The following is a 23406-nucleotide window of genomic DNA, read 5'->3' on the forward strand; positions in this document are numbered from 1 at the left end:
TCAGCCGAGGCGCGGGCGGTGCCGCACCTGGGCGCGGTCCGCCGCGAGGGCGCCCTCGTGCCAGCCCGCCGCGTCGCTGACGCCGCGCAGGCGGGTCGTGGTGGTCTCCGGGAACATCCGCTCCACGCGGTCGGTGACCGCGACCTCGCGGGAGGCGAGGACGGGCAGCAGGTCGTCGGTCACCTGGGTCTCCGCGGCGGCCGTGAGGCGAGTGCCGACGCGGTGGGCGTAGGCGGCGAGGAAGGACTGCCGGAACGTTTTCGTGCGCTTGCGCCCGCCCGCGCGCTGCGCCGCCTCCGCCTTCGTCATCGCGGTCGTGGCCTGCACGAGCAGCGAGGTGTAGAGCAGTTCGACGGCTTCCAGGTCCGCGTCGAAGCCGACCACCGTGGAGAAGCCGAGGGGTTCGTTCCACACCGCGCGGCAGTGGTTCGCGGCGGCCACCGCGTCCAGCAGTACCGCCTTCGCCTGCTCGTACGGCGCCTCCACACCGATCCGGCAGGCGGTGGGGGCGTCGGCGGGGTCCGGGGAGCGGGCCGCGAGCAGCGCCTCGTCGACGCTGTGCCGGGCCATCAGCTCCTGGGCCTTCGCGCTCAGCGCCTCGGCCTCCTCCGGGTAGCCGGTCGCCTCCGCCTTGGCGAGCAGCGCGCGGATCCGGGCGAGCATCCGGGACTCGGCGGGCGCGTCCCGGCGCGCCGACGCCGGCTGGTGCTCGTCGAGAGGTTCCAGGGTGGGCAGGCGCAGCAGCAGGCGGAACAGCTCCAGGACCGCCGTGGCGTGCGAGAAGCGGTCCGCGCGGGGCGGGCTCGCCTCGGGCAGGCCGGTCAGGTCGTCCAGCTGGGCCCGCCAGCGGCGCCCGCGCGGGCCGTCGTCCCGGGCCTGCGCGCGGATCAGCGCCGCGGCGATCCGCACGTGCGCCTCGTCCAGCTCGCGGCGCACGACCCGGACGACATCGGCGGGCTGCCAGCCACGCCGCCAGGCCCCCGCGACGAACTCCCGGCCCCGCCGTGCGAGTTCCGCGTCGGCACCCGGATCGGCGGCGAGCAGGGACGCGCCGGTGTCGAGCCCGGTGTCGTTGGTGGCGTACAGGGCGGCCTCGAAGGCGCGGTCGACGGTGCTGGACGTACTCACCTGGCGATGGTGCCACGCGACCGGCCCTGACCGTGTCAACCGACGGTTGACAGTGCGGCGTGTGCAACCTACGGTTGACACATGACGACGAACCCAGACATCACGTCATCCGTACGTCTCGACGACCTCATCGCGGCCATCAAGAAGGTCCACCACCAGCCCCTCGAGCAGCTCCAGGACGCGGTCATCGCCGGGGAGCACCTCGGCGACGTGGCGGACCACCTGATCGGCCACTTCGTGGACCAGGCGCGCCGCTCGGGCGCGTCCTGGACGGACATCGGCAAGAGCATGGGCGTCACCCGGCAGGCGGCGCAGAAGCGATTCGTGCCCAAGGAGTCCGCGGACCTGGATCCCAGCCAGGGGTTCAGCCGCTACACCCCCCGCGCGCGGAACGTCGTCATGGCCGCCCACAACGAGGCCATCGCCGCCCGCAACACCGAGGGCCGCCCGGAGCACCTGATCCTGGGTCTGCTCGCCGAGCCGGAGGGCCTGGCCGCGCACGCGATCACCGCGCAGGGCGTCACCCTCGACGAGGTGCGCCAGGCGGCGACCGCCGCGCTGCCGCCCGCCTCCGACGAGGTCCCGGACCTGGTCCCCTACGGCCCCGACGCCAAGAAGGCGCTGGAGCTGACCTTCCGCGAGGCGCTGCGCCTCGGCCACAACTACATCGGCACCGAGCATCTGCTGCTCGCCCTCCTGGAGTTCGAGAACGGCGAGGGGGTGCTGTCCGGCCTCGGCATCACCAAGGCGGCGGTGGAGCAGTACGTCACCGAGCTGCTCGCCCAGTTCCTGGAGACGAAGAAGAGCGCGGGCGAGCCTCCGGAGGAGGGCTGACGCCCGGTCCGGAGGGCTGAGGTCCGCAACGGAGGGCTGAGGTCCGGACCCGAGGGAGCGGCGTCCGGACCTGGCGGAACGGCGTCCGGGGCTGGGGGGTCCCCCTCCCTCGGCCCCGGAGGGCTGCCGCCCGGGCACCGGGTGAGCGGCCCCTGGGCCCCGGAGGGCTGGCGCCCGGGCGGCGCGGGCGCGGAAGGCTCCGGATCAAGGGCCGGAGGCTTGTTCCGGGGCGTTGTCAGACCCCCCTGTCACACTCGCCTCATGACCGATCGGTGGGCGCTCGCGTCGGCCGAGGGTGGTGGCGTGGAGCTGGCCCCCCTCGGCCCGGACGGGCTGCCCGCCGGTCCGGTGCTGCGGGAGGCGGACCCGGCGGCGGCCGTGCGCGCGCGGCCGGAGGTGACGCGCTGGGTGTGGCGGTCCACGGCGGAGGTGTATCCGGCTCTGCTCGCCACGGGGGTGCGAGTGGAGCGGTGCTACGACATCGAGGCCGCCGAGAACCTCCTCCTCGGCCACGAGGGGCGGTACGGCGAGCCGCGTTCGGCCGCTGCCGCCCTGGCCCGGCTGCGCGGCGGACCGGTCCCGCCGGATCCGCCGCAGCGGTCGGCCGTACCGGGCGCGCAGTCCCCGCTCTTCGAGCCGGCGGGCAGCCGCCCGCTCCCCCTCGCCGACCTGCTCGCCGTCTACGCCGAGCAGCAGCGGAGGCACGAGGGCGCCGCCCACCCGGAGCGGATGCGGCTGCTGACGGCCGCCGAGTCGGCGGGGACGCTGGTGGCCGCCGAGATGAACCTCGCGGGGCTGCCCTGGAGCGCGGACGTGCACCGCGCGGTCCTGCGCGACCTGCTCGGCGAGCGGTACGCGGGCGGCGGCGAGCCCCGGCGGCTGGCCGCGCTGGCCGACGAGGTGTCCGCGGCGTTCGGGCGGCGGGTGCGCCCCGATCTGCCCGCCGATGTGGTCAGGGCGTTCGCGCAGGCCGGGATCAAGGTGCGGTCCACCCGGCGCTGGGAGATCGAGTCCGTCGACCACTCGGCCGTGAAACCACTGATCGAGTACAAGAAGCTGTACCGGATCTGGGTCGCCCACGGCTGGTCCTGGCTCCAGGACTGGGTGCGTGACGGGCGGTTCCGGCCCGAGTTCCAGGCCGGCGGCACGGTCACCGGGCGCTGGGTGACCAACGGCGGGGGCGGCCTGCAGATCCCCAAGGTGATCCGGCGGGCCGTGGTCGCCGACCCCGGCTGGCGGCTGGTCGTCGCCGACGCCGACCAGATGGAGCCGCGCGTGCTCGCCGCGATCTCCCGCGACCCCGGCCTGATGGAGGTCGCCGGGCGGGAGAGCGACCTGTACCAGTCGGTGTCCGACCGGGCCTTCTCCGGCGACCGCGCCCAGGCCAAGCTGGCGGTCCTCGGCGCGGTCTACGGGCAGACCTCCGGGGACGGCCTGAAGAACCTCGCCGCGCTGCGCCGCCGCTTCCCGAAGGCGGTGGCCTACGTCGACGACGCCGCCCGCGCCGGTGAGGAGGGGCGGCTGGTGCGCACCTGGCTCGGGCGGACCTGCCCGCCCGCGGTCTCGGCGGGCGAGGACACGGCGGAGGAGGCCGGCATCCCGGCGGCGGACGAGGACGGCGACGACCGGACCTGGGTGCCGGGGTACGCCTCGACCGACGCCCGCGCCCGCGGCCGCTTCGCCCGGAACTTCGTGGTCCAGGGCAGCGCCGCCGACTGGGCGCTGCTGCTGCTCGCCGCGCTGCGCCGGGCCTGCGCGGACCTCGCGGCCGAGCTGGTCTTCTTCCAGCACGACGAGGTGATCGTGCACTGTCCGCAGGAGGAGGCGGAGACGGTCGTCGCGGCGATCCGGGAGGCGGCGGAGCTGGCGGGGCGGCTGACGTTCGGCGAGACGCCGGTGCGGTTCCCGTTCACCACGGCGGTGGTGGAGTGCTATGCCGACGCCAAGTGAGCCGCCCCGGGCTCAGCACCGGGCGGTGGCCAGCAGCTCCCGCAGCTCCGCCGTCACCGCGCTGTCGTCCGTGCCGTCCAGGGCGGCGAGGGCGGTGCGCCACTCCTCGTACGCCCGCTCGTGCAGACCCTGGGCGCACAGCAGCAGACCGTGCTGGTGGCGGGCGAGACCTCCGGTGTAGTGGTCGGCGCGGGCGTCCGCGCGGCGCAGCAGTTCCGCGCACTCGAGGGCGGCGCGGTCGCCGTGCCCGAGCAGGCGCAGGGCGCGGACCAGTCCGAGGCGGGTCTGGGATTCGCCGTGCCAGTCGCCGTGGCCGCCGAGGATGCGCAGACTCTCCTCGAAGTGCCGGGCGGCGGAGGCCGGTTCGCCGAGGGTGAGATGGGCGTAGCCGATGTTGCAGTGCGCGGAGTGCTGCACGATGACCGCGCCGATCGAGATGCCGATGGAGAGGGACCGGCGGTGCTGTTCGATCGCGGCGCGCGGGTCGGTGTGCTCGTAGAGGTTGCCGAGATGGCTGTAGGTGACGGCCTCGCCGTGCGGGTCGTTCAGCTGCCGGGAGTAGGTGAGGCTCTGGCGCAGCGCCGTTTCCGACTCGGCGTACCGGCCGAGCCCTTCGAGCAGCAGCCCGCGGTTGTTCAGAGAGCGCCGGATCCAGGAGACCACCCCGAGCCGCCGCCAGATCTCCAGCGCGCGGTCGTTCAGGGCGAGGGCGTCGCCCTGGCGGCCGGTGAGGAAGTGGAGTCCGGCGAGGTCGCCGAGGGCGCAGGCCTCGGCGGCGGGGTCGCCGAGGCGGCGGGCGGCGTCGAGGGCGGCGCTGCCCAGCACCTCCATCTCGGCGACCCGGCCGCTGCGGTGGACGTACGGGAAGAGGAGGCGGATCAGGGTGGAGACGTAGGCGGCGGTGCGGTGGTCGTGGGCCGGGTCGCCCGCGTGCCGCTCCACGAGCGTCACGATGTTGGGCAGCTCCGTGTCGCCCCAGGCGAAGGCCGCCTCGGCGGACGCGAAGTGCGGGGTGGCGGCCACGTGCGCCGCGTGCTCCGGGGGCTGGGCGGCGGTGGGACGCCGGCGGTCGTCCTGGTCGAGTCCGGGTTCGACGATGGCGACGAGGGCACGCTCCGCTGTCGCGGCGTACCAGTGGAGGGCGGTTTCGATGGCGGCCGGGGTTTCGGCGCGGGGGGCCGAAGTGCGGGGGACCGGAGTGCGGGGGTGCGGGAGGCCGCCGGGCACCGGGTCCGGCCGGGAGGACACCGGGTCCGGCTGGAGGGACACCGGGTCCGGCTGGAGGGACAGTTCCCGGGCGAAATCGCGGACCAGGTCGTGGGGCGCGTATCTGCCGTACGCCGTCTCCTCCAGCAGGGCCACGTCCACCAGCCGGTCCAGGGCCGCCTCCGCGCGTCGTTCGTCGGTGTCGGTGAGGCGGGCGATGAGGGGGGCGCCGTAGGCGGGGAGGTCGAGGGCACCGATGCGGCGCAGCGCGAGGGCCGCGTCGCGGTCGGCCTCGCGGTCGGAGGCGGCGAGAGCGTCGTGGGCGACCGCGAGGGAGCGGCGCACGCTCAGGTCGTCGTACTCCAGGTGGTGCAGCCGGCCCTCGGTCGCGGCGAGCTGATGGGCCAGGACGTCCGGGGTGAGGGCGCTGCGGGCCGCGAGCCGGGCCGCGACGACCCGCAGGGCGAGCGGCAGCCGGCCGGTGAGGTGGACGAGCGGGTGGGCGGCGTCCAGACCGTCCCGGCCGGACACCGCGCGCAGCAGTGCCGCGCTGTCCTCGCCGGTGAGGGGGGAGAGCGGGAAGCGGCGGGCACCGTCGAGGGCGGTCAGCGGTGAGCGGCTGGTGACGATGACCGCGCAGCCGGGCCCGGCGGGCAGCAGCGGCCGTACCTGGGCGGCGGTGGCGGCGTCGTCGAGGACCAGCAGGGTGCGGGTGGGCGCGAGCAGGGACCGCAGCAGCGCGGCGGCGGCGTCCGGGTGGTCGGGGACACGGCGGGGCCCGGTGCCGAGGTCGCGCAGCAGGGCGGCGAGGGCCTGGGGGGAGGTGAGGGGGGTCATGCCGGGGGTGGCGCCGTGCAGGTTGATGTAGAGCTGACCGTCGGAGAAACGTTCCGCCAGAGCATGTGCGACATCCAGCGCGAGCGCGCTCTTGCCTACCCCGGCCATCCCGCTGACCACGGCGACCGCGCCCGGCTCCAGCAGGGCCGCGCGCAGCTCGTCGCGGTCCGCCCTGCGGCCGGTGAAGTGCGGCGGGGGCGGGGGAAGCTGCGCGGGCCGCGGCGCGGCGGGGGCGGCGGCCGGGGTCGCCGGTCCGGCGCCGGGCTCCCGCGACGGCTTCTCCCGCGGCACCCCGCGCAAGACCTCCACATGCGCGTCCCGCACCGCCGGCGCCGGTTCCACGCCCAGCTCCTCCAGCAGCCGGGCGCGCAGATCGCGATGGACGGCCAGCGCCTCGGCGCGCCGGCCCGTGCGGTGCAGGGCGAGCATCAGCTGCCGGTGGTAGGCCTCGCGCAGCGGATACTCCGCGGCCAGCTCCGCCAGCTCCGGCACCAGTTCGCCGAGCCGGGCGCCGCCGACGGCCAGTTCGGCGTCGTAGCGCCACTCCAGCAGCAGCAGCCGGGCCTCCGCCAGGCGCTGGACGAAGGCGTACCCGCCCAGGTCCGAGGGGAGGCCGCTGAGCGGGGTGCCGCGCCACAGGGCGAGCCCGGCGGTCGCCTCGCGCACCACTCGCGCCCAGTCCTCGGCGGCGTGCGCGCCGCGCGCGGCGGCGACATGGCGTTCGAAGACATGGACGTCCAGCTCGTCCGGTTCGACCCGCAGCAGATAGCCCGGCGGGACCGCGCGCAGCCGGTCGGGGTCATCGAGGAGGCGGCGCAGCCGGGTGACGTGGTTGTGCAGGGAGGCGTGCGCGGAGGCGGGCGGGTCGGCGCCCCACAGCGCGTCCTTGAGGGAGTCGACGGAGACCACGCGGCCGGCCTCCAGCAGCAGCGCGGCGAGCAGGGCCCGCGCCTTGGGGCTGCGGATGGCGCGCACGGCGGCGCCCTGGGGTGCGGACGCGCGATCGGCTCGTGCGGCGGTGTCCTGAGGACCGGCTACGCGATCGGCTCGTACGGCGGTGTCCCGCCGACCGGGTGCCGCGGCCGGCTGGTAGAGCACGGGTGGGCCCAGCAGTCCGAACCGCATCACACCCTGGCGCATTTCCGCCCTCGTCACGACGGTTTCCCGCCACCCGCTCACTGCCGGTCCCCGGCGGGGACCCCGCTGCTGTTTCCTTGCCGTTTCCCGGCGTCGCCCGGGTCGCACGTCCGGCTCCGGAAGACGGCTTCGCGCCAACTGGCAGACAGCACTCCGAAGAACCGTTGGCCACATGTTAGCGATCCGTTGGTGCCGCCTGATGTGATCACTTCATCGGAACCGGCGCGACGGTGCGCGCGTAGAACGCGTTGCTCGGGGGAGTGTCGCCGCCGCGGCCGGATCCGGGACGCCAGTGGGCCCCGGTCGTCAGAGGTGAACGACCGGGGCCCCGCGTCCGCACCCGGGCGCCGGGCCGGGGGCACCGCTGCCCGTTCCCCTTCGAGTCCCCGTTCCCGGTGTGTACCGGCCGGATCGTGACATCGTGGTGCCATGGCCATCGAAGTGCGCCCGGCGACGGTCTTCGAGGACGTCCGCGCGGTGCTCGGACCGAAGTCGCCCACGGCGACCGTCTGCTGGTGTCTGAGCTACCGGATCCCCTCGAAGCTCAACAACGAGCTGCGCGGCCCGGCCCGTGGCGAGTACGTCGCCGGACTGTGCCGCGCGGATCTCCCTCCGGGCGTGCTCGCCTACGACGGTGACGAGCCGGTGGGCTGGGCCGCCGTCGCCCCGCGCGCGCAGACGTCCTTCGCGCGCAACCGCAGGATCCCGCACGTGGACGACCTGCCGGTCTGGTGTGTGTGGTGCGTCCGGGTCCGCCCCGGCCACCGCAAGCAGGGCATCTCCCACGCCCTGATCGCGGGCGCGGTCGACTTCGCCCGCGCGCACGGCGCCCCGGCCGTCGAGGCGTACCCCCTCGACAACGGTGACGCCCGCGTCGACCTGACCATGGCCTACCCGGGCCTGCGCAAGAACTTCGAACGCGCGGGTTTCACCCACGCCGCCGACACCACCTCCGTCCTGTCCGGCCATCCCCGCGTGCTGATGCGGCTGGACCTGCGCTGACCCGGGGAGCACGGCTCCTCACCGGTCCGCCCGCCCCAGCGTCGAGACGTCGATGACGAAGCGGTAGCGGACGTCTCCCGCCACCACCCGGTCGTACGCCTCGTCGACCTGCTTGGCGTGGATGACCTCCACCTCCGCGCCGATCCGGTGCGCGGCGCAGAAGTCGAGCATCGCCTGGGTCTCGGCGATCCCGCCGATGAAGGATCCGGCGAGGTTTCTGCGCCCGTCGACGAGTGCGGCGACGGTGAGCGGAGAGGGGCCCGGCGGTACACCCACGTGGACGAGGGTGCCGCCCACCGCCAGCAGTCCGAGGTAGGCGTCCAGGTCCAAGGGCGCGGAGGCGGTGCTGACGAGCAGGTCGAAGTGCCCGTTCAGCTCGTCGAGGGCGGACGGCCCGCCGGTCGCCCGGAAGTGGGCCGCGCCCAGCCGCAGCGCGTCCTCCCGCTTGCGCGGGCCGCGGCTGAGCACCGTGACCTCCGCCCCCATGGCCCGGGCGAGCTTGACCCCGAGGTGGCCGAGTCCGCCCAGGCCCGCGATCGCCACCCGGCGGCCCGGGCCCGCACCCCAGCGCACCAGGGGCGCGTACATGGTGATCCCGGCGCACAGCAGCGGCGCCGCCTCGGCCGGCGCGAGGCCGTCGGGGAGGGCCAGCACATAGTTCTCGTCGACGACGATGTGCGTGCTGTACCCGCCGTAGGTGGGCGCGCCGTCCCGGCCGACCGCGTTGTACGTCGAGGTCATGCCCTCCGCGCAGAACTGCTCCTCGCCGCGCCGGCAGTGCGCGCACCGGCGGCAGGAGTCCACCAGGCAGCCCACGCCCACCCGGTCGCCCACGGCGAACCGGGTGACACCCGGCCCGGCCTCGGTGACCACCCCCGCGATCTCGTGCCCGGGGACCATGGGGAAGGCCGCCGCGCCCCACTCCTCCCGGACCTGGTGGATGTCCGAGTGGCAGATGCCCACGTACGCGATCTCGATGAGGACGTCGTGCTCGCCGACCGGGCGCCGCCGGATGCGGGTGGGTTCCAGCGGGGCGCCCGGAGCGGCGGCGGCGAGGGCGGGGACGGTCGTCACGGGGGTGCTCCTGGTCCGGCCGGTCAGCGCGGGACGGCCTCGAGGACGTTGTAGTGGTCGTGGGTGGAGAACTCGTAGGAGCCCAGCGGTGTCACCTCGGTCAGCTCGAAACCGGTCGCCCGGAAGAGCCGGCGGAAGTCGTCCGTGGTGCGGATCTTGCCCTGGGTGGCCGCCAGCAGGTCCAGGTCCGAGGTGACGATCCCGAAGAACGACGGCACGTCGTGGGCGTTGTCCGGCAGCAGCGGCTCGACGACCAGGACCCGGCCGTTCTCGCCGATGACCTTGCGGATGTTGGTGAGGATGGTGGTGACGTGCTCGTCGTCCCAGTCGTGCAGGAAGCTCTTCATCACATACGCGTCGGCGCCGCCGGGCACCTCGGTGAAGACGTCGCCGCCGATGGCGCGGCAGCGGTCCTCGACGCCGTTGCTCCTGAAGTGCTTCTCGGCGGTGTCCACCGCGGTGGGCAGGTCGAAGACGATGCCCTGGACGCCCTGGTGCGCGGCGGCGATGTTGGAGATGAGGGTGCCGTTGCCGCCGCCGACGTCCATGACGGTGCCGAAGCGGGAGAAGTCGAAGCCGTTCGCGATGCTCTCGGCGGAGTTGCGGGAGTCGTCGGCCATCGCGCCGTTGAACAGCGCGTACTCCTCCGGGTCCTCCTTGAGGTACTCGAAGTAGTTCTTCTTGTCGACGCGCTCGAAGGTGTTGACACCCGTGCGCACGATGTCCGCGAGGTCGCTCCAGCAGTGCCAGGTGGCCTGGCCGTTGTAACAGAGGACCAGGTCGCGGACCGAGTCCGGGACGTCCTCACGCAGGCGCTGGCCGAGGGACGTCAGCTCGTACTTCTCCCCGTCCAGGAGGGTGACGACGTCCATCGTCTCCAGCGCCAGCAGCAGCCGGCGCAGCGACGGCTCGTGCAGGTCGGCCTTCGCGGCGAGTTCGGCGCTGGTCAGCGGCTCCTTCGCGAGATGGTCGGCGAGCCTGAGCTGGCCGGCGGCGCGGAAGACCTGCGCGCGCAGCGTGCCGAAGATCAGGTGCGACAGGACTTCCTGGTGCTGGTCCTTGCTGATTGCCATGGGATTCCCTGTTCTCGGTGCGTGTCCCGCCCGGGACACGGGTGTGCCGGGCGGCTGGCCTCGGAGGTGAGGTACGGGTGGACCGACCGGGCCGCCGGAGCGGTGATCGGGTGACGTCCGCCTGCGGTGAACGGGAGGGGCGTCCCGCCCGCGTGAACGGGGCTACTGCCGCTGCGCGGGCACGATGTGCAGGGCGACGCTCAGCAGCTTCTCGCAGGTCTCGCGGTACTCGCGCTCGGCGGTGGAGTGTTCGACGATGCCGGCGCCGGCCTGCAGCCAGGAGCGTCCGGAGCCGGTGTGGTCGGTGAAGAGGGTGCGCAGGACCAGAGCGGAATCCATCGCGCCCGAGCTGTCCACCGTCATCACGGTGCCGCTGTACAGTCCGCGCGGGTGGGGCTCGTTGCGGCTGATGCTCCGGTACGCCTCCCGTTTCGGGACACCGGAGGCGGTGACCGCGGGGAAGAGCGCCTTGAACGCGTCCCAGGCACTGAGTCCGTCGGCGAGCCTGCCGGACACGCTGGACGCCAGGTGCTGGACGGTGCCGCGTTCCTTGACCGTCATGAAGTCGTCCACGACGACCGAGCCCGGGGTGCAGACCTCGTTCATCTCGGAGCAGGAGACCTTGACCGAGATCGCGTGCTCGAAGACTTCCTTGACGTCGTTGAGGAGGATCTCGCGGGTGGCCCGGTCCCGCTCGGCGTCTCCGGTGAGCGCCCGCGTGCCGGCCAGCGGCTGGGAGACCACGCGGCCGTCGGCGCTGACCTCCGCCACGATCTCCGGGCTGAATCCGGCGGCCCGCATGTCCGGGAAGCCGATGAGGAAGGAGCGGGCGGGCGTGTTCGCCTTGCGTCCCTCGATATAGGTGCCGAGCAGATCGACGGGGTGGTCGACGGGGACCCGGCGGGACAGGATGACCTTCTGGAGCGCCGTACCGCGGATCTCCTCCACCGCCCGGTCCACGGCGGCCCGGTACTCCTGGGCCAGGGCGGTCTCCACGTCGACCGGGCTGGTGCGGTGGACGGGCAGTTCGGCGGGCTTGGCGAGCACCTCCGCCAGGGTTTCCAGCTGCTCCCGGTCGACGCTGCGCAGCAGCGCCCGGCGGCTGTCCAGCCGGACCTCGGTGCGGGGCACGACGAGGTGCAGGAGCTGTTCGTCGCGGACGAGTTCGGTGAGTCCCGCGTTCACATAGGCGAGGTCGAAGCCGCCCCAGCCGTAGGCCCGCCAGTTCTCCACCGGAAGGTCCGCCAGCAGCTGCTCGACGGTGCGGAGCGGGTCGTCCTGCCAGGGCAGTTCGCGGAGGTCGTCGGCACATCGGTAGGTGATGCCGCCACGGCTCAGCCGGATCTCGGCGAGGACTCCGCAGCCCAACGACCAGACGTTTCCGCTCTCGTAGAGCAGATGTGGCTCGGTGGCACAGGCTTCGGCCAGCCGGGCCGCCACGGCCAGCGGGTCGCTGACCATCGGGACTTCCCGCTCGTGGCGGTATATGTGCTGAGTGGGCACGGCATCCTCTTCTTCGATCCCTCGGGCGAGCTTCATAAGGTCACGAACTCCGCGCGCAGCGCCTTCTTGTCGATCTTGCCGACGGGCGTGTGCGGAAGGCTCGGCAGAATCCTCAGGTGCTCGGGGAACTTGTAGCGGGCGATCGATGAGCGGGAGAACGTCTCGACGACGTCGGCCAGCTCCAGGGTTTCGTTCTCTTTCAGGACCACGCACAGGCAGATCCGCTCCCCGAGTTCCTCGTCGGGAACGGCGATCGCGGCGGCCTCCACCACCTGCGGCAGGGTGTAGGCGATGTCCTCGACCTCCTCGGCGGAGATCTTCTCGCCGCCGCGGTTGATCAGATCCTTGGACCGCCCGGCCACCACCAGGTTGCCGCTGGGGTGGACGCGCACGACATCGCCGGTGCGGTACCAGCCGTCGGGGGTGAAGGCGCGCTTGTTGTGCGGGCCGCCGCGGAAGTAGCCGGGCGGGGTGTACGGCCCCCGGGTCAGCAGTTCGCCGCTCTCCCCCTCGGCCACCGGAGCACCGTCCTCGTCCACGATCAGGATCTCGTCATGCGGGCTGATGGGCCGGCCCTGGGTGGTGGCGACGACCTCGGCCGGGTCGTCGGGCCGGGTGTAGTTGAGCAGGCCCTCGGCCATCCCGAAGACCTGCACCAGGGCGCAGCCCAGCTCGCCGGGCACCCGGCGGGCCAGCTCGGGGGCGAGCCGGGCGCCGCCGACCTGGAGCTGGCGCAGACTCGACAGGTCCGCGCCGCCCGGACCGGCCGCCTGGAGCCAGCGCTGTGCCACGGCGGGCACCACGGCGGTGGTGTTCACCCGCTCGCGGGCGATCAGCGGGAAGGCGACCTCGGGCCGCGCCGAGGGTGCCATGACGACCCGCCCGCCGACACCCCAGGTGCCCAGGACGCCCGGGCAGGCGAGCGGGAAGTTGTGGGCGACCGGCAGCACCGCCAGATAGACGGTGTCCTCGCCGAACCCGCAGACCTCGCCGCTGCGCCGGGCGTTGTACTCGTAGTCGTTGTGGGTCCGGCCGATCAGTTTGGGCAGACCGGTCGTTCCCCCGGACAGCAGCAGGAAGGCGACGTCCTCGGGATCGACGTCCACGGCGTCCAGCCGGCGGCGCCGGGCGGCCACGTCCTCGGCTTCGTCCGGGCCGGAGCCATCGCCGGGGCCGGGGCCGTCCGCGGGGCCGATGAGCGGGTCGAGGGCGACGCTGTCCGCGCGGCGTGGCCGGCCGGTGACGAGGACCCGTGGTCCGCCGGGGCAGGCGTCCGCCACCTGGTGGGCCAGTTCCTCGTAGTCGAAGTCCTTCCACGAGGCCGGCACCACCACCGCGGTGGCCTCCGCCTCGGTGGCCACATGGACCAGTTCGCGCCGCCGGTGCGCGGGCAGCGCCAGCACCGGCGCGAGCCCGACACGCGCGCACGCCAGGACGGTGACCAGGAACTGCCAGCAGTTCGGCAGCTGCACCAGCACGTTCTGTCCCGGGCGCAGTCCCAGCTCCAGCAGGTTTTCGGCCAACGTGTCGACACGGACGGCGAGTTGGCGGTAGCCGAGCCGCCGGTCGCCGTCCACGAGGGCCGTGCGGTCGCCGTAGCGGCCGGCCCAGTCCCAGAGGTGGCGGCCGAGGGGCTGGTCCAGCCAGTAGCCCGCCGCTCGGTAGACGGCCGCGGATTCCGTGGGCCACGGAACCATGCCACGTCGCTTCACGTTGAACTCCCCCTGCTCGGAAAATCACGCTGCGCGCGCCCAGTCATGAGCGTCTGTGAGGTGGCCAAAGAATGTTCGCTGTATTAACTCGCGAGAAACAGAGAATCGAGCGCGCGCTGCTGCGCAACTCTTCCGGCCGACCGAGGCGATTAACGGGTCAGGCCGTACAGCGAGATTGCCGGTGATCTTCGCGGCACGGTATCCATGGCACGTCGGCCGACGCAACCCCTTTCCATGTGACGTATCGCACGTTTAATAACCGCCCGACTGCCCTCGCGTGACGGGCGGGCCCCCGCCCCTTTGCCATCGCTTAGTGCAACCGTTGACGGGTCCTGACGTGCTCTGATAGACGTTGATCCGGCGCATTCGATATATGCCGCATCGCTTCTGGGGGAAGAGCACATTGTTACCCGGGCATGAGACCTATTCCTTAGAGTGGCAAAAAGAGGGGTTACGTCGGCTGGGTTCCGGCATCGTGGCCCTGGACCGGGAGACCGCCCGGCTCAGGGCATGGCTGACCGACGCCGATGACCAACGGTGGTCACGCGGCACCCGATGTACCGAGTGGGACGTCCACGACGTCGTCGCCCACCTGACCAGTGGGGAGCTGTACAACCAGCACTGCCTGCGCGACGACATCGAATCGCTGCGCGCCTGGGGCGACTGGGGCGAGGACGACGAGGCGTACAACGTCCTCCACGTGGCGTTACGCCGGCCCCTCAGTCACACGCAGGTATTCGACGAGTGGATCGAGCGCCACACCGACGTCCACGCCCGATGGCGGGCCATGCCCCCCGACGCACCGCTGAGCACCAGCTACGGCCCTTACGCGGTCGGCCTCCAGTGCTGGCACATCGCCTCCGAATACGCCACCCACAGCGACGACATGGGCGTGCCGGTCCCGGACGAGGACCGCGCCGAACGCCTGGCCTGGCGTTTCGCCTTCTCCCGCTACGCGGTCGAGGAACGCGGGGTCCCGGTCTCCCTCGACGTGCACGAGGGCACGAACACCATCTCCGTCAGCGACGAAACCGCCCGCGTGACACTCACCGACGAACAGTTCGTCGCCGCCGTCAGTCAGCGGTTGCCGCTCGAATCCGTCACCTCCGATCCCCACGTCCGGCTCCTCATCGAAAAACTCAAAGTCCTCCTGTGACGCGGGGGATGGGAAAGTCGAGGATTCTCATGGCTGAAGCGGCTTCGAAGCAGCGGCGCATGGCCGTCGTATGGCTCATGCTGGAGGGCGGGCAGGTCTCCCAGGGAGGAGTGGCCCGGTATGTCGAGAACGTGCTCAGGGCGCAGGACTCCATTTGCGCCGAATGGTCGGCGCAGGGCTGGGATATCGACTTCATTCTCGGTGAGCCGTTTTATCGCGAGAGCGCTGCCGGATACGACGAGCAGCGCCGGCGGCGGGTCGCCGCTCATCTCGAGGAGCGCGGGGGCCGGGCCGTCCGGTTGATCAGCGACAGCGACGGGATCGAGCAGTGGGGCAGCGACCGTTTCTTACACGCGTTGTCCGCGGCCGGAGCTCAATTAGTCCTGGAAACGGCGGAACGCTACGACGGCGTCATCGCGGTTTCCGGAACCAGCGCGTTTGCACAAGTTGCGGGAATGATCCAGAGACTGGGCGGCCCACTGGCCGCACGCGTCCTCCATGTGCACACCTTCGGCCTCGCCACACATGAGACAGCGCTTCCCCCCGCCCCCGCCGAGATCGCCGCCGACGCGGACGTCGCCTTCTGGGCGCGGCAGACACCGCATGTCACGGTGGCGTACATCTCCGACTACACGGCGCGGCTCTACGAGCGGACGTATGCGATACCGCGACGCTCCCTGCTCCCCAACCGCAGCGGAATTCCGCTCGACGACCCGCTGTTCGCCCTCCTCGACCAGGACACCGTGGCCAAGCGCCTGGCCCCCCTGGGACTGCCCGCCGAGGGCCGGCTCGCGGTGATGTGGGGCCGCAACAGCGCCCCCGACCTCGACAAGGGCTACCACCTGCTGCTGGAGGCGGCCGCCGACGTACCCGGCGTGGTCCCCGTGATCGCCAACCGCCGCCCCGCCCCCGACCTCCAGAACCTCGCCGAACGCCTCGGCGTCCGGGCCGTGTTCCTCGCCGGCCAGCCCTTCGAGACCATCTCCGCGCTGCTCCAGTCCGAACGGACCCTGGCCGCCGCCTTCCTCGGCGAGGCCGAGCCGGGTGCCGTCTCGCCCATGGAGGCGATGTGGGTCGCCCGCCGGTCCGGCGCGGTGGTCATCGCCGCCGACGCGGGCAACCTCCCCGAACTCGTCGACGGCGGACGCGCCGGCCTCCTCACCGCCCGCACCGCTCCCGCGGTCGCCGAGGCGCTGCGGACGGCTCAGGCCCTGACGGACGAGGAACGCGCCGCGATGCGCACGGCCGCCGCCGGCATCGTGCGCGCGGACTGCGACTTCCTGGCGAACATCCGTGAGCTGGTCTCCTCGGCCATATGTCGCTGGAGCGAACTGTGAACTCGCCCGAAGGGGACTGTAGCCCGGCCCCGGCCACCGCTCCCGCCGGCGTCCGCACCCTGCGCCAGGTCCGTTCCGGCACCCTGAAGTTCGCCGGCTCCGCGCTGACCAGCCATGTCGAGCACGACGTCGTCGAGTACGCCGAGCGGCCCGCCGGCTCCGCGCCCACCCGCCACCGGGTGGTCGGCTCGCGGGACGCCCTGCGGGGCGCCGGGCGGCTCGCCGACGAGTGCGCCGACGCCGTCGCCGCGGCCTCCCGCACCGGCTCCCGGGAGCGCGTCGCGCTGCTGCGCGAACTGGCCGCGCTCGGCCCCGGCGTCCACGGGCGCGTCGAGGACGTGTACGGCGCCACCGCCACCGTCGACGGACACGAGCGCACCGCCCTGGGCACGATGGTCCGGCGCAACGTCATCGTCACCACGGTCCGCGACGGCGTACGCCGCACCCGGGCCGCCTGCGGCGCGCCCGGCGACCTCGACGTGCGGGAACTGGTCGTGCCGGGCGAGCCGCTGCCCGCGCACCGCGGCCCGCTGCCCACCCAGGTGGTGCTGGAGCCCCTCGCCCTGGCCGAACTCCTCGCCGAGTACGCCAGCGTCGGGCTGGCCGTGCAGGACCCGGAGTCGGCCCCGGAGTTCGACCGCCGGTGGGCGGGGCGGCAGGTCGCGGCGGCGGGTGTCGACATCACCGACACGCCCGCGGCGCTCGGCGGCTGGACCCTCGACATCGAGGGCACCCCCAGCGCCCCGCTGCCGCTCGTCCGCGACGGCCGGGTCACCGGGTACGCCACCGATCACCGCGGCGCCGCCGCCCTCGGCCGGCCCTCCACCGGCCGCGCGGCCCGCTCGGTGGACGGCCTGCGCGCCTACCCGGCGGCGCTGACCCTCCGGTGCCCGCCGGCCGCCGAGCCGGCCGGCCCGTATCTGCGCGTCGAACGGGTGCAGTACATCAGCGTCGTGTCCGCGCGGACGGGCACCGTCACCGGCTCCACGCGGGACTACTGCGCGGTGGTGGAGGACGGCGTCCCGCGGGCCGCCGTGGGGACGGTGCGCTTCACCGTCGCCGTCCCCGACCTGCTGCGCCGGATCACGGGCGGGCTCGGCCCCGCCCGTACCGTGCCGGTCACCTGGGGCGGCTGCGTGGTGCGCTGCCCGGCGGTGCTCTGCGCGGATCTGCGACTGGTGCCGTAAGCCCACACCCCGTCGCACCGCGGCGCCCCGGCGCCCTCCGCGCTCCCCGTCGGCCCGGCCCCGTCCTCCGCACCCGCTCTTCGCCATGCCCCATGCCCGCTCTTCCCCATGCCCCCGGAACGCCCCTCCTCGAACCGCCTCCCCCCGAACCGCCCTCCCTCGAATCTGGAGCACTCATGAAGATCTTCCTGGACACCACCGACCTGGACGCGGTCACCCGATGGCTGCCGCACGGCATCGTCGACGGAGTCACCACGAACCCGACCCTGCTGCGCAAGGCCGGGGTCGACAACGCCCGCGAGATGGTGCGCGAACTGGCCCGGCAGGTCGCCCCGGGCGACGTGTCCATCCAGGTGGCCGGCGAGACGCACGACGAGATGGTCCAGCAGGCCCTCGGCTACCGGACGCTCGGTGAGAACATCGTGATCAAGGTGCCGGTGATCCGCCCGGACGGCCGGCCCAACCTCGACGTGATGGCCACGCTCAGCCGGCAGGGCATACCGGTCAACGCGACCGCCTGCTTAAGCCTCGCGCAGGTGCTGGCCGCGGCCAAGGCGGGCGCGCGGTACGCGAGCCTGCTGTGGGGCCGGGTGGCCGACGAGGGCGGCTCGCCGGAGGCCGTGGTGGCCGACGCCGCCCGCCTGCTGCGCCGGTTCGGCCTGTCCACCCAGCTGCTCATCGGCAGCGTCCGCACGGCCGGTGACATCACCAAGGCGCTGAGCGCCGGGGCCGATGTCGTGACGGTGCCGCCCGCCCTGCTGGAGCGCTGGCTGGACCACCACTACTCCCGGGTGACCGTCCAGCAGTTCAACGCCGACGCCGGACTGAAGGCGGGCACCAAGTGAGCGACTACGTCCCCTTCGCCGAGCCGACCCTGGACGAGGCCGAGGTCGAGGCGGTCACCCGGGTGCTGCGCAGCGGCTGGGTGTCCACCGGCGCCGAGGCCGACTCCTTCGAGCAGGAGTTCGCCGCGTACGTGGGCACCCGGCACGCGGTCGCGCTGAACTCCTGTACCGCCGCGCTGCACCTGGCGCTGCTCGCGCTGGGCGTCGGCCCCGGCGACGAGGTCATCGTGCCCACCATCACGTTCACCGCGACCGCCGCCGCCGTGGTGCACACCGGTGCCACCCCGGTGCTCGCCGATGTCGAGCCGACGCACCTCACGCTCGACCCCGCGCGGGTGGCGGAGCTGATCGGCGAGCGGACCAAGGCCGTCGTCCCGGTGCACTTCAGCGGGCGGATGGCCGCCCCCGGTCCGCTGCGCGAGCTGTGCGACCGGCACGGCCTCGCGCTCCTGGAGGACGCCGCGCACACCCTGCCGGCGAGCAGCGGCCCGTATCGCGCCGGGCAGGTCGGCGATGTGTCGGCGTTCTCGTTCTTCGCCACCAAGCCGATCACCACGGCCGAGGGCGGCATGCTGTGCACCGACGACTCCCGGATCGCCGAGGAGGCCCGGGTGTGGAGTCTGCACGGGCTGAGCCGGGGCGCCGTCAACCGCTACCGGCCGGGTGCCCGCGCCGCCTACGACGTGGACCGCCCCGGCTTCAAATACAACATGTCCGACGTGCAGGCGGCGATGGGCCGGGTCCAGCTGGCCAAGGCGGACCGGCTGCACGCCGCGCGGACCGCGATCGCCGGAACGTATCTGCGCGAGCTGGGCGACCTGCCGAACCTGGAACTGCCCGCCGCGGACACCGCCGACGACCTCAGCTCGTGGTACCTCTTCCCGGTGCGGCTGCGCCTGGAGGAGATGCGGGCGGACCGCGACGCGTTCCGCGACGAGCTGCACCGGCTCGGCGTCGGCACCAGCGTCCACTTCATCCCGCTGCACCACTTCAGCTGGTACGCGAAGCACGCCGTGCGCGACGGGCAGAAGTTCCCGGTGGCGGACGCGGCGGCGGACCGGCTGCTGTCCCTGCCGATCTTCCCGGGCATGGACGACGGCGCCGTCGAGCGGGTCGTGGCGGCCGTCCGCGCGGCCCACGAGGACACGAGGAGCTGAGCCGCCGTGGTGGCGCTGCCCGGAACACCGCCCTTGGTCGTGCTCGCCGGAGGTCTCGGCAGCCGGATGCTGCACCACACCAGATCGACGCCCAAGGCGCTGCTGCCGGTGGGCGGCACGCCGTTCCTGACCGAACTGCTCCAGGCCTTCCGCGACCGCGGAGGCATCGTCGACGTCCTGCTCTGCACCGGCCACATGGCCGACCAGGTACGGGACGAGATCGGCGACGGCAGCCGGCTGGGGCTCAGGGTGACCCACAGTCCCGAGCCCGAGCCGCTCGGCCCCATCGGGGCGCTGCGCTACGCGGCCGACCTGCCGGACGCGTTCCTGCTCACCTACTGCGACGTCCTGCCCACGATCGATCCGCTGTGGTTCGCCGAGCGGGCCCGCTCCTGCGGGCGCCCGGCGGCGATGGCGGTGGGGCCCGCGCCCACCGCGGCGGAGGCCAACGTCCGGGTGCGCGACGACAGGGTGACGGCGTACGCGAAGAACCCCGGCCCGGCGGGCGCCACCGACTGCGACCGGGGGCTGCTGGCCCTGGAGAAGAGCACCCTGGACCGCCATCCGGGCCGGGACGAGCGGGAGTTCTACGGCTCGCTGGCGCGCGGCGGCGAGCTGGCGGCCGTCCCGGTGCGGGACCCGGTCGTGGACATCGGCACGGCCGACCGTTACGAGACCTATCTTCGAGTCGCGGAGACGTCATGATCACATCGACCGCACCGCTGCGGCTGTCCCTCGCGGGCGGCGGTACGGACCTGCCGGAGCACTACGAGGAGTCCGGCTGCCGGCTGCTGGCCGTCACGCTGGATCTCACGGTGACGGTGACGGTGGGCGGTGCCCCCTCGGGCGTACGGTTCTCCGCCTTCGGCGCCGAGGAGCACGCCCCGCACACCGACACCGTCGCCAACCCCCTGGTACGGGCCGCGCTGCGGCACTTCGGGATCACCGGCGGAGTCCGGATCGATGTCGCTTCCGACGTCCTGCCCGGCAGCGGCCTGGGCGGCTCCGGTGCCTTCCTGGTGGCCCTGGCCAGTGCCCTGGCCGCGCGCACCGGGCGGCCGATCGGCGCGGACGAGGCGGCCCGGCTCGCCTTCCGGCTGGAGCGGGAGGAGTGCGGCTGCCCCGTGGGCCAGCAGGACCACTGGACGGCGGCCCGCGGCGGGGCGATCGAGCTGCGCATCGACCGCGACGGCACGGCCACGACCACACCGCTGCCGGAGCTGTGCAAGGCCGTCGACACCCTGCTGGACCGGGAGTTGCTGCTGCTGCGCACGCCGATCACCCGCGCGGCCGGGCGCCCGCTGGCCGCCCAGACCAAGGCCCTCAAGTCCCGCCGGGGACCGGGCATGGGCACCATCCAGAACATGGTGGACGCCTTCCACTCCGCGCTGACCAGCGGCGACATCGGGCGGGTGGGCACGCTGCTGGACCAGCACTGGCGGGCCAAGCGGCAGTTCAACCGCGCGGTGACCAACCCGCGGATCGACCGCTGGTACGAGACGCTGCTCACCCATGGCGCGCTGGGCGCCAAGGTCGTCGGCGCGGGCGGGGGCGGCCATCTGCTGGTGGCCGTCCCCGCCGAGCACGCCGACCGGGTCAGCGGGGCCCTCGCCTCGGAGGGGCTGCGCCGGATCGCCGTGCGCACCAGCGAGGACGGGGTGCGCACGACGTGACGTACCGCTACGCCGACTCGGCCGCGATCCTCCGGCGCACCTCCTGCCGGTCCGTCTTGCCCGTCGAGGTGAGCGGGATCGCGGGCAGCTCCAGGAAACGCTGGGGTATCGCCCAGCCCGGCAGCCGGCCGCGGCAGTGGGAGCGCAGCGCCGCATGATCGAGGCGATCACCGGTCACGGCGGCGCAGAGGACGGTCGGACGGCCGGGCGGGGTGACGGCGACCACGCAGACGCCGGTCACCCCCTCGGCCGTGCCGAGCACGCTCTCGACCTCCTCCAGCTCCAGCCGCTGCCCGCGGATCTTGACCATGTGGTCCCGGCGCCCGAGGTAGGCGTACCGGCCGCCGGGGAGGATGCGCACCTGGTCGCCCGTGGCGTACGCCCGTCCGGAGCGGTACCGCGGGCCGAACCGGAACCGGCGCGCGGTCTCCTCCGCGTTGCCCCAGTAGCCGTCGGCGACGGTCGGCCCGGCCACGATCAGCTCGCCCACCTCGCCCACGGCGTCGACCCGCTCGCCGTCCCGCTCCACCCAGCACTCGGCGCCGCAGGCGGGCCCGCCGATCGCGACGGGCCCGGCCGGCGGGGCGGTGACCGGCTCGAAGGTGCACACGTTGGTCTCGGTCGGGCCGTAGAGGTTGGTGTAGCGGACCCACGGCATCCTGCCCATCAAGGTGGCCAGCCGGCCGTGCGGGAAGACCTCGCCCGCGAAGCAGACGGTGCGCAGCCGGCCCAGCCGCCGCTCCAGCACGGCGGCGTCCAGGGTGCCGAGCCGGGCCAGCGGATAGGGCACCGAGTACCAGACGGTGATCCCCGCCTCCTCGGCCCAGGCCGCCAGCTCGGCGGGGAATCCGGCGAGCTGGGCCGGGGCGGGGGCCAGGGCGGCACCGGCGAGCGCGGAGCCGAACAGGCTGAACACCGAGACGTCGAAGTGCAGCGGCGAGAACCCGGCCAGCACGTCGTCCGCGGCCACCTCGAAGGTGTCCACCATCCAGGAGGCGAAGGCCAGCAGGGCCTCCCGGCTGATGGCCACCCCCTTGGGCACCCCGGTGGACCCGGAGGTCGGCAGGACGGCGCCGAGGTCGGCGGCCTCCCGGGCCACCGGTGCGAGCGCGGCCCCGGGCCGGGGGACGTCCAGGTCGACGACGGGCAGGTGCGGCAGCTCGGCGGTGAGCTTGGCCAGCGCCTCCCCGGTGCCGACGACGGCGCGGGGCGTGCTCATCGCGCACACCGCCGCCCAGCGGGCCGGGGGCGAGGCGGGGTCCAGCGGCACATAGGCGGCGCCCGCGGCCAGCACGGCGTGCACCGCCGCCACGGCCGCCGCGGTCTGCGGAGCGAGGACGGCGACCCGGTCGCCGGGCCGTACCCCGGCCTCGGTGAGGGCGGCCTGGATGCCGCCGGCCAGGGCGGCCAGTTCGCGGTAGGCGAGGTCGCCGCCCGGTTCCCGCAGCGCCGTCGCCGCGGGAGTGGCCGCGGCCCGGTCGGCCAGCAGCGTGGAGAGCGAGTGACGGACAGTGGAGGTATTCATGGCCCCATCCAAGGAATCGGTCGGTCAGACAGAGCACGCACCGCACTGCGAGGTGGGGTGCGCGGCCAACGTGGCCCGGCGGGTCGGGATCGACCTGGCCCGCCAGGTGATCGGTGCGCACTGGGCGTCGCGGATGCTGGTCCGGGAGGTCGGCGCCTTCCCCCAGCCGCTACTGGACCGCACCCAGGTGGCCTTCAGCGCCCAGGGCGAGGGCTGGCCCACGCTGCTGGCCCGGATGACCGGCGGCGAGGTGGTGGACCGTCAGGTGCCGCGCGGTGAACTGCTGGACACGCTGCACACGGACCGCGAGCGGGGCGGGTCGCTGCTGTTCCTGGAGGACCGCGCCTGCCCGTGGCTGGACTCCGCGCACAGTCCGGGGATGCTGCCGCACGCGGTGGTGCCCGACGGCGTGGACGCGGACGGCACCTGGCAGCTGATCGAGGGGCACTCCTGGTGGCGCGGCAGGTATCCGATGTCCGAGCCGGACCTGCTCGCCGCGGCCTACCCGGACCCCGATCCGCACCGGGTGGCCGGACGGGTGCTCAGCCTGCGCGTCCGCCCGTCGGCCGAACGCGCCGCGCGACTGGACACGCTGGCCCGCGAGGAACTGGCGAACGGCCTGCGCGGCTATCTGGGCGGCGGGCGCGGCGCGGCGGAGACCCCGGCCGGGCGCATCGTGTGGGCGGACGGCCCGCAGAGCGTGCCCCTGCTGATCGAGCGGCTGCGGGGCTGGGACTACCTGTGCCCGCTGGCCGCCCGCGCCGATCTGTCCACCGAGCACGCCCGGGACCTGGCCCTGGGCCGCTATCTCTTCCTCGCCCTCACCGACGAACTGGCCTTCGCGGCCTACGCCAGGGCCGGAACCGTGCGGCTGGTCGAGGGGCTCGGGCTGGCCGGGGCCGCCGGGGAGCTGCGCCCCGACGAGCCCTGGCGACTGGCCTGGCGCGCCGGCCAGCAGCTGTACCGGCGGCTGGACCGGCAGCACCTCGATGCTCTGTTCAGCGCCCTGGAAAGAGCGGCCGAGACGGACGCCGAATACGCCCGGCGACTGCTCGTGGAGCTGTAACGGG

Annotated in this window: 18 protein-coding genes; 11 read left to right on the forward strand and 7 right to left on the reverse strand. The window is 73.7% G+C overall.

The window, feature by feature from the left end:
- A complete protein-coding gene (locus tag VE614_RS00420) occupies positions 1-1128 on the reverse strand; it encodes a DUF2786 domain-containing protein (RefSeq protein WP_324929992.1) in 1128 nt (375 codons plus the stop codon).
- Between the two features lie 81 nt (positions 1129-1209).
- Between VE614_RS00420 and VE614_RS00425 the strand changes: the two genes are divergently transcribed.
- Together VE614_RS00425 and VE614_RS00430 are read left to right on the forward strand one after the other, a co-directional pair.
- The gene (locus VE614_RS00425) at positions 1210-1962 is read left to right on the forward strand and encodes a Clp protease N-terminal domain-containing protein (protein WP_324929995.1); all 753 of its coding nucleotides are present in this window, start codon (positions 1210-1212) and stop codon (positions 1960-1962) included.
- Between the two features lie 261 nt (positions 1963-2223).
- On the forward strand, positions 2224-3912 hold the full coding sequence (locus tag VE614_RS00430) for a bifunctional 3'-5' exonuclease/DNA polymerase (RefSeq protein ID WP_324929998.1): 1689 nt from the start codon (positions 2224-2226) through the stop codon (positions 3910-3912).
- 12 nt (positions 3913-3924) lie between these two features.
- Here VE614_RS00430 and VE614_RS00435 read toward each other — a convergent pair whose 3' ends face one another.
- The gene (locus VE614_RS00435; RefSeq protein ID WP_324930297.1) at positions 3925-7095 is read right to left on the reverse strand and encodes an AfsR/SARP family transcriptional regulator; all 3171 of its coding nucleotides are present in this window, start codon (positions 7093-7095) and stop codon (positions 3925-3927) included.
- A 426-nt stretch (positions 7096-7521) separates the two neighbouring features.
- Here VE614_RS00435 and VE614_RS00440 point away from each other — a divergent pair, with 426 nt between their 5' ends.
- Positions 7522-8094, forward strand: a complete 573-nt coding sequence (locus tag VE614_RS00440; protein ID WP_324930001.1) for a GNAT family N-acetyltransferase — start codon at positions 7522-7524, stop codon at positions 8092-8094.
- Positions 8095-8112: 18 nt separating this feature from the next.
- Here VE614_RS00440 and VE614_RS00445 read toward each other — a convergent pair whose 3' ends face one another.
- The 4 genes from VE614_RS00445 to VE614_RS00460 form a co-directional block, all read right to left on the reverse strand.
- Positions 8113-9168, reverse strand: coding sequence for an NAD(P)-dependent alcohol dehydrogenase (locus VE614_RS00445; RefSeq protein ID WP_324930005.1), 1056 nt, complete (start codon positions 9166-9168; stop codon positions 8113-8115).
- Between the two features lie 23 nt (positions 9169-9191).
- Complete coding sequence (locus tag VE614_RS00450; protein ID WP_324930008.1) at positions 9192-10241, reverse strand: methyltransferase; 1050 nt, start codon at positions 10239-10241, stop codon at positions 9192-9194.
- Positions 10242-10403: 162 nt separating this feature from the next.
- On the reverse strand, positions 10404-11744 hold the full coding sequence (locus VE614_RS00455; RefSeq protein ID WP_324930011.1) for a salicylate synthase: 1341 nt from the start codon (positions 11742-11744) through the stop codon (positions 10404-10406).
- 32 nt (positions 11745-11776) lie between these two features.
- Positions 11777-13456 (reverse strand): (2,3-dihydroxybenzoyl)adenylate synthase, encoded by a 1680-nt coding sequence (locus VE614_RS00460; RefSeq protein ID WP_324930013.1) that lies wholly within the window; start codon positions 13454-13456, stop codon positions 11777-11779.
- A 475-nt stretch (positions 13457-13931) separates the two neighbouring features.
- Here VE614_RS00460 and VE614_RS00465 point away from each other — a divergent pair, with 475 nt between their 5' ends.
- The 7 genes from VE614_RS00465 to VE614_RS00495 all read left to right on the forward strand — a co-directional run bounded on the left by VE614_RS00465 (position 13932) and on the right by VE614_RS00495 (position 20811).
- Entirely contained in the window at positions 13932-14612 is a 681-nt protein-coding gene (locus VE614_RS00465) for a maleylpyruvate isomerase family mycothiol-dependent enzyme (RefSeq protein WP_324930016.1), read from the forward strand.
- Positions 14613-14641: 29 nt separating this feature from the next.
- Positions 14642-15949, forward strand: a complete 1308-nt coding sequence (locus tag VE614_RS00470; RefSeq protein ID WP_324930019.1) for a glycosyltransferase — start codon at positions 14642-14644, stop codon at positions 15947-15949.
- Positions 15946-17136, forward strand: coding sequence for a metallopeptidase TldD-related protein (locus VE614_RS00475; protein WP_324930022.1), 1191 nt, complete (start codon positions 15946-15948; stop codon positions 17134-17136). Before VE614_RS00470 ends, VE614_RS00475 begins: the two co-directional genes overlap by 4 nt.
- A 176-nt stretch (positions 17137-17312) precedes the next feature.
- Positions 17313-17981, forward strand: a complete 669-nt coding sequence (locus tag VE614_RS00480; RefSeq protein ID WP_324930025.1) for a transaldolase family protein — start codon at positions 17313-17315, stop codon at positions 17979-17981.
- Positions 17978-19138, forward strand: coding sequence for a DegT/DnrJ/EryC1/StrS family aminotransferase (locus tag VE614_RS00485; RefSeq protein ID WP_324930028.1), 1161 nt, complete (start codon positions 17978-17980; stop codon positions 19136-19138). The genes VE614_RS00480 and VE614_RS00485 overlap by 4 nt, the downstream gene beginning before the upstream one ends.
- 6 nt (positions 19139-19144) lie before the next feature.
- Positions 19145-19843 (forward strand): NTP transferase domain-containing protein, encoded by a 699-nt coding sequence (locus VE614_RS00490; protein WP_324930031.1) that lies wholly within the window; start codon positions 19145-19147, stop codon positions 19841-19843.
- On the forward strand, positions 19840-20811 hold the full coding sequence (locus VE614_RS00495; RefSeq protein WP_324930034.1) for a hypothetical protein: 972 nt from the start codon (positions 19840-19842) through the stop codon (positions 20809-20811). Before VE614_RS00490 ends, VE614_RS00495 begins: the two co-directional genes overlap by 4 nt.
- Positions 20812-20818: 7 nt before the next feature.
- Here VE614_RS00495 and VE614_RS00500 read toward each other — a convergent pair whose 3' ends face one another.
- Positions 20819-22336 carry an amino acid adenylation domain-containing protein gene (locus tag VE614_RS00500; protein WP_324930037.1) on the reverse strand — a complete coding sequence of 506 codons (1518 nt, stop codon included), beginning with the start codon at positions 22334-22336 and terminating at the stop codon, positions 20819-20821.
- Between VE614_RS00500 and VE614_RS00505 the strand changes: the two genes are divergently transcribed.
- Complete coding sequence (locus tag VE614_RS00505) at positions 22335-23402, forward strand: hypothetical protein (protein WP_324930040.1); 1068 nt, start codon at positions 22335-22337, stop codon at positions 23400-23402. The two genes, VE614_RS00500 and VE614_RS00505, sit on opposite strands and share 2 nt — an antisense overlap.
- Positions 23403-23406: the final 4 nt, after the last annotated feature.

Source organism: Streptomyces sp., assembly GCF_035645055.1.
GTDB lineage: Bacteria > Actinomycetota > Actinomycetes > Streptomycetales > Streptomycetaceae > Streptomyces.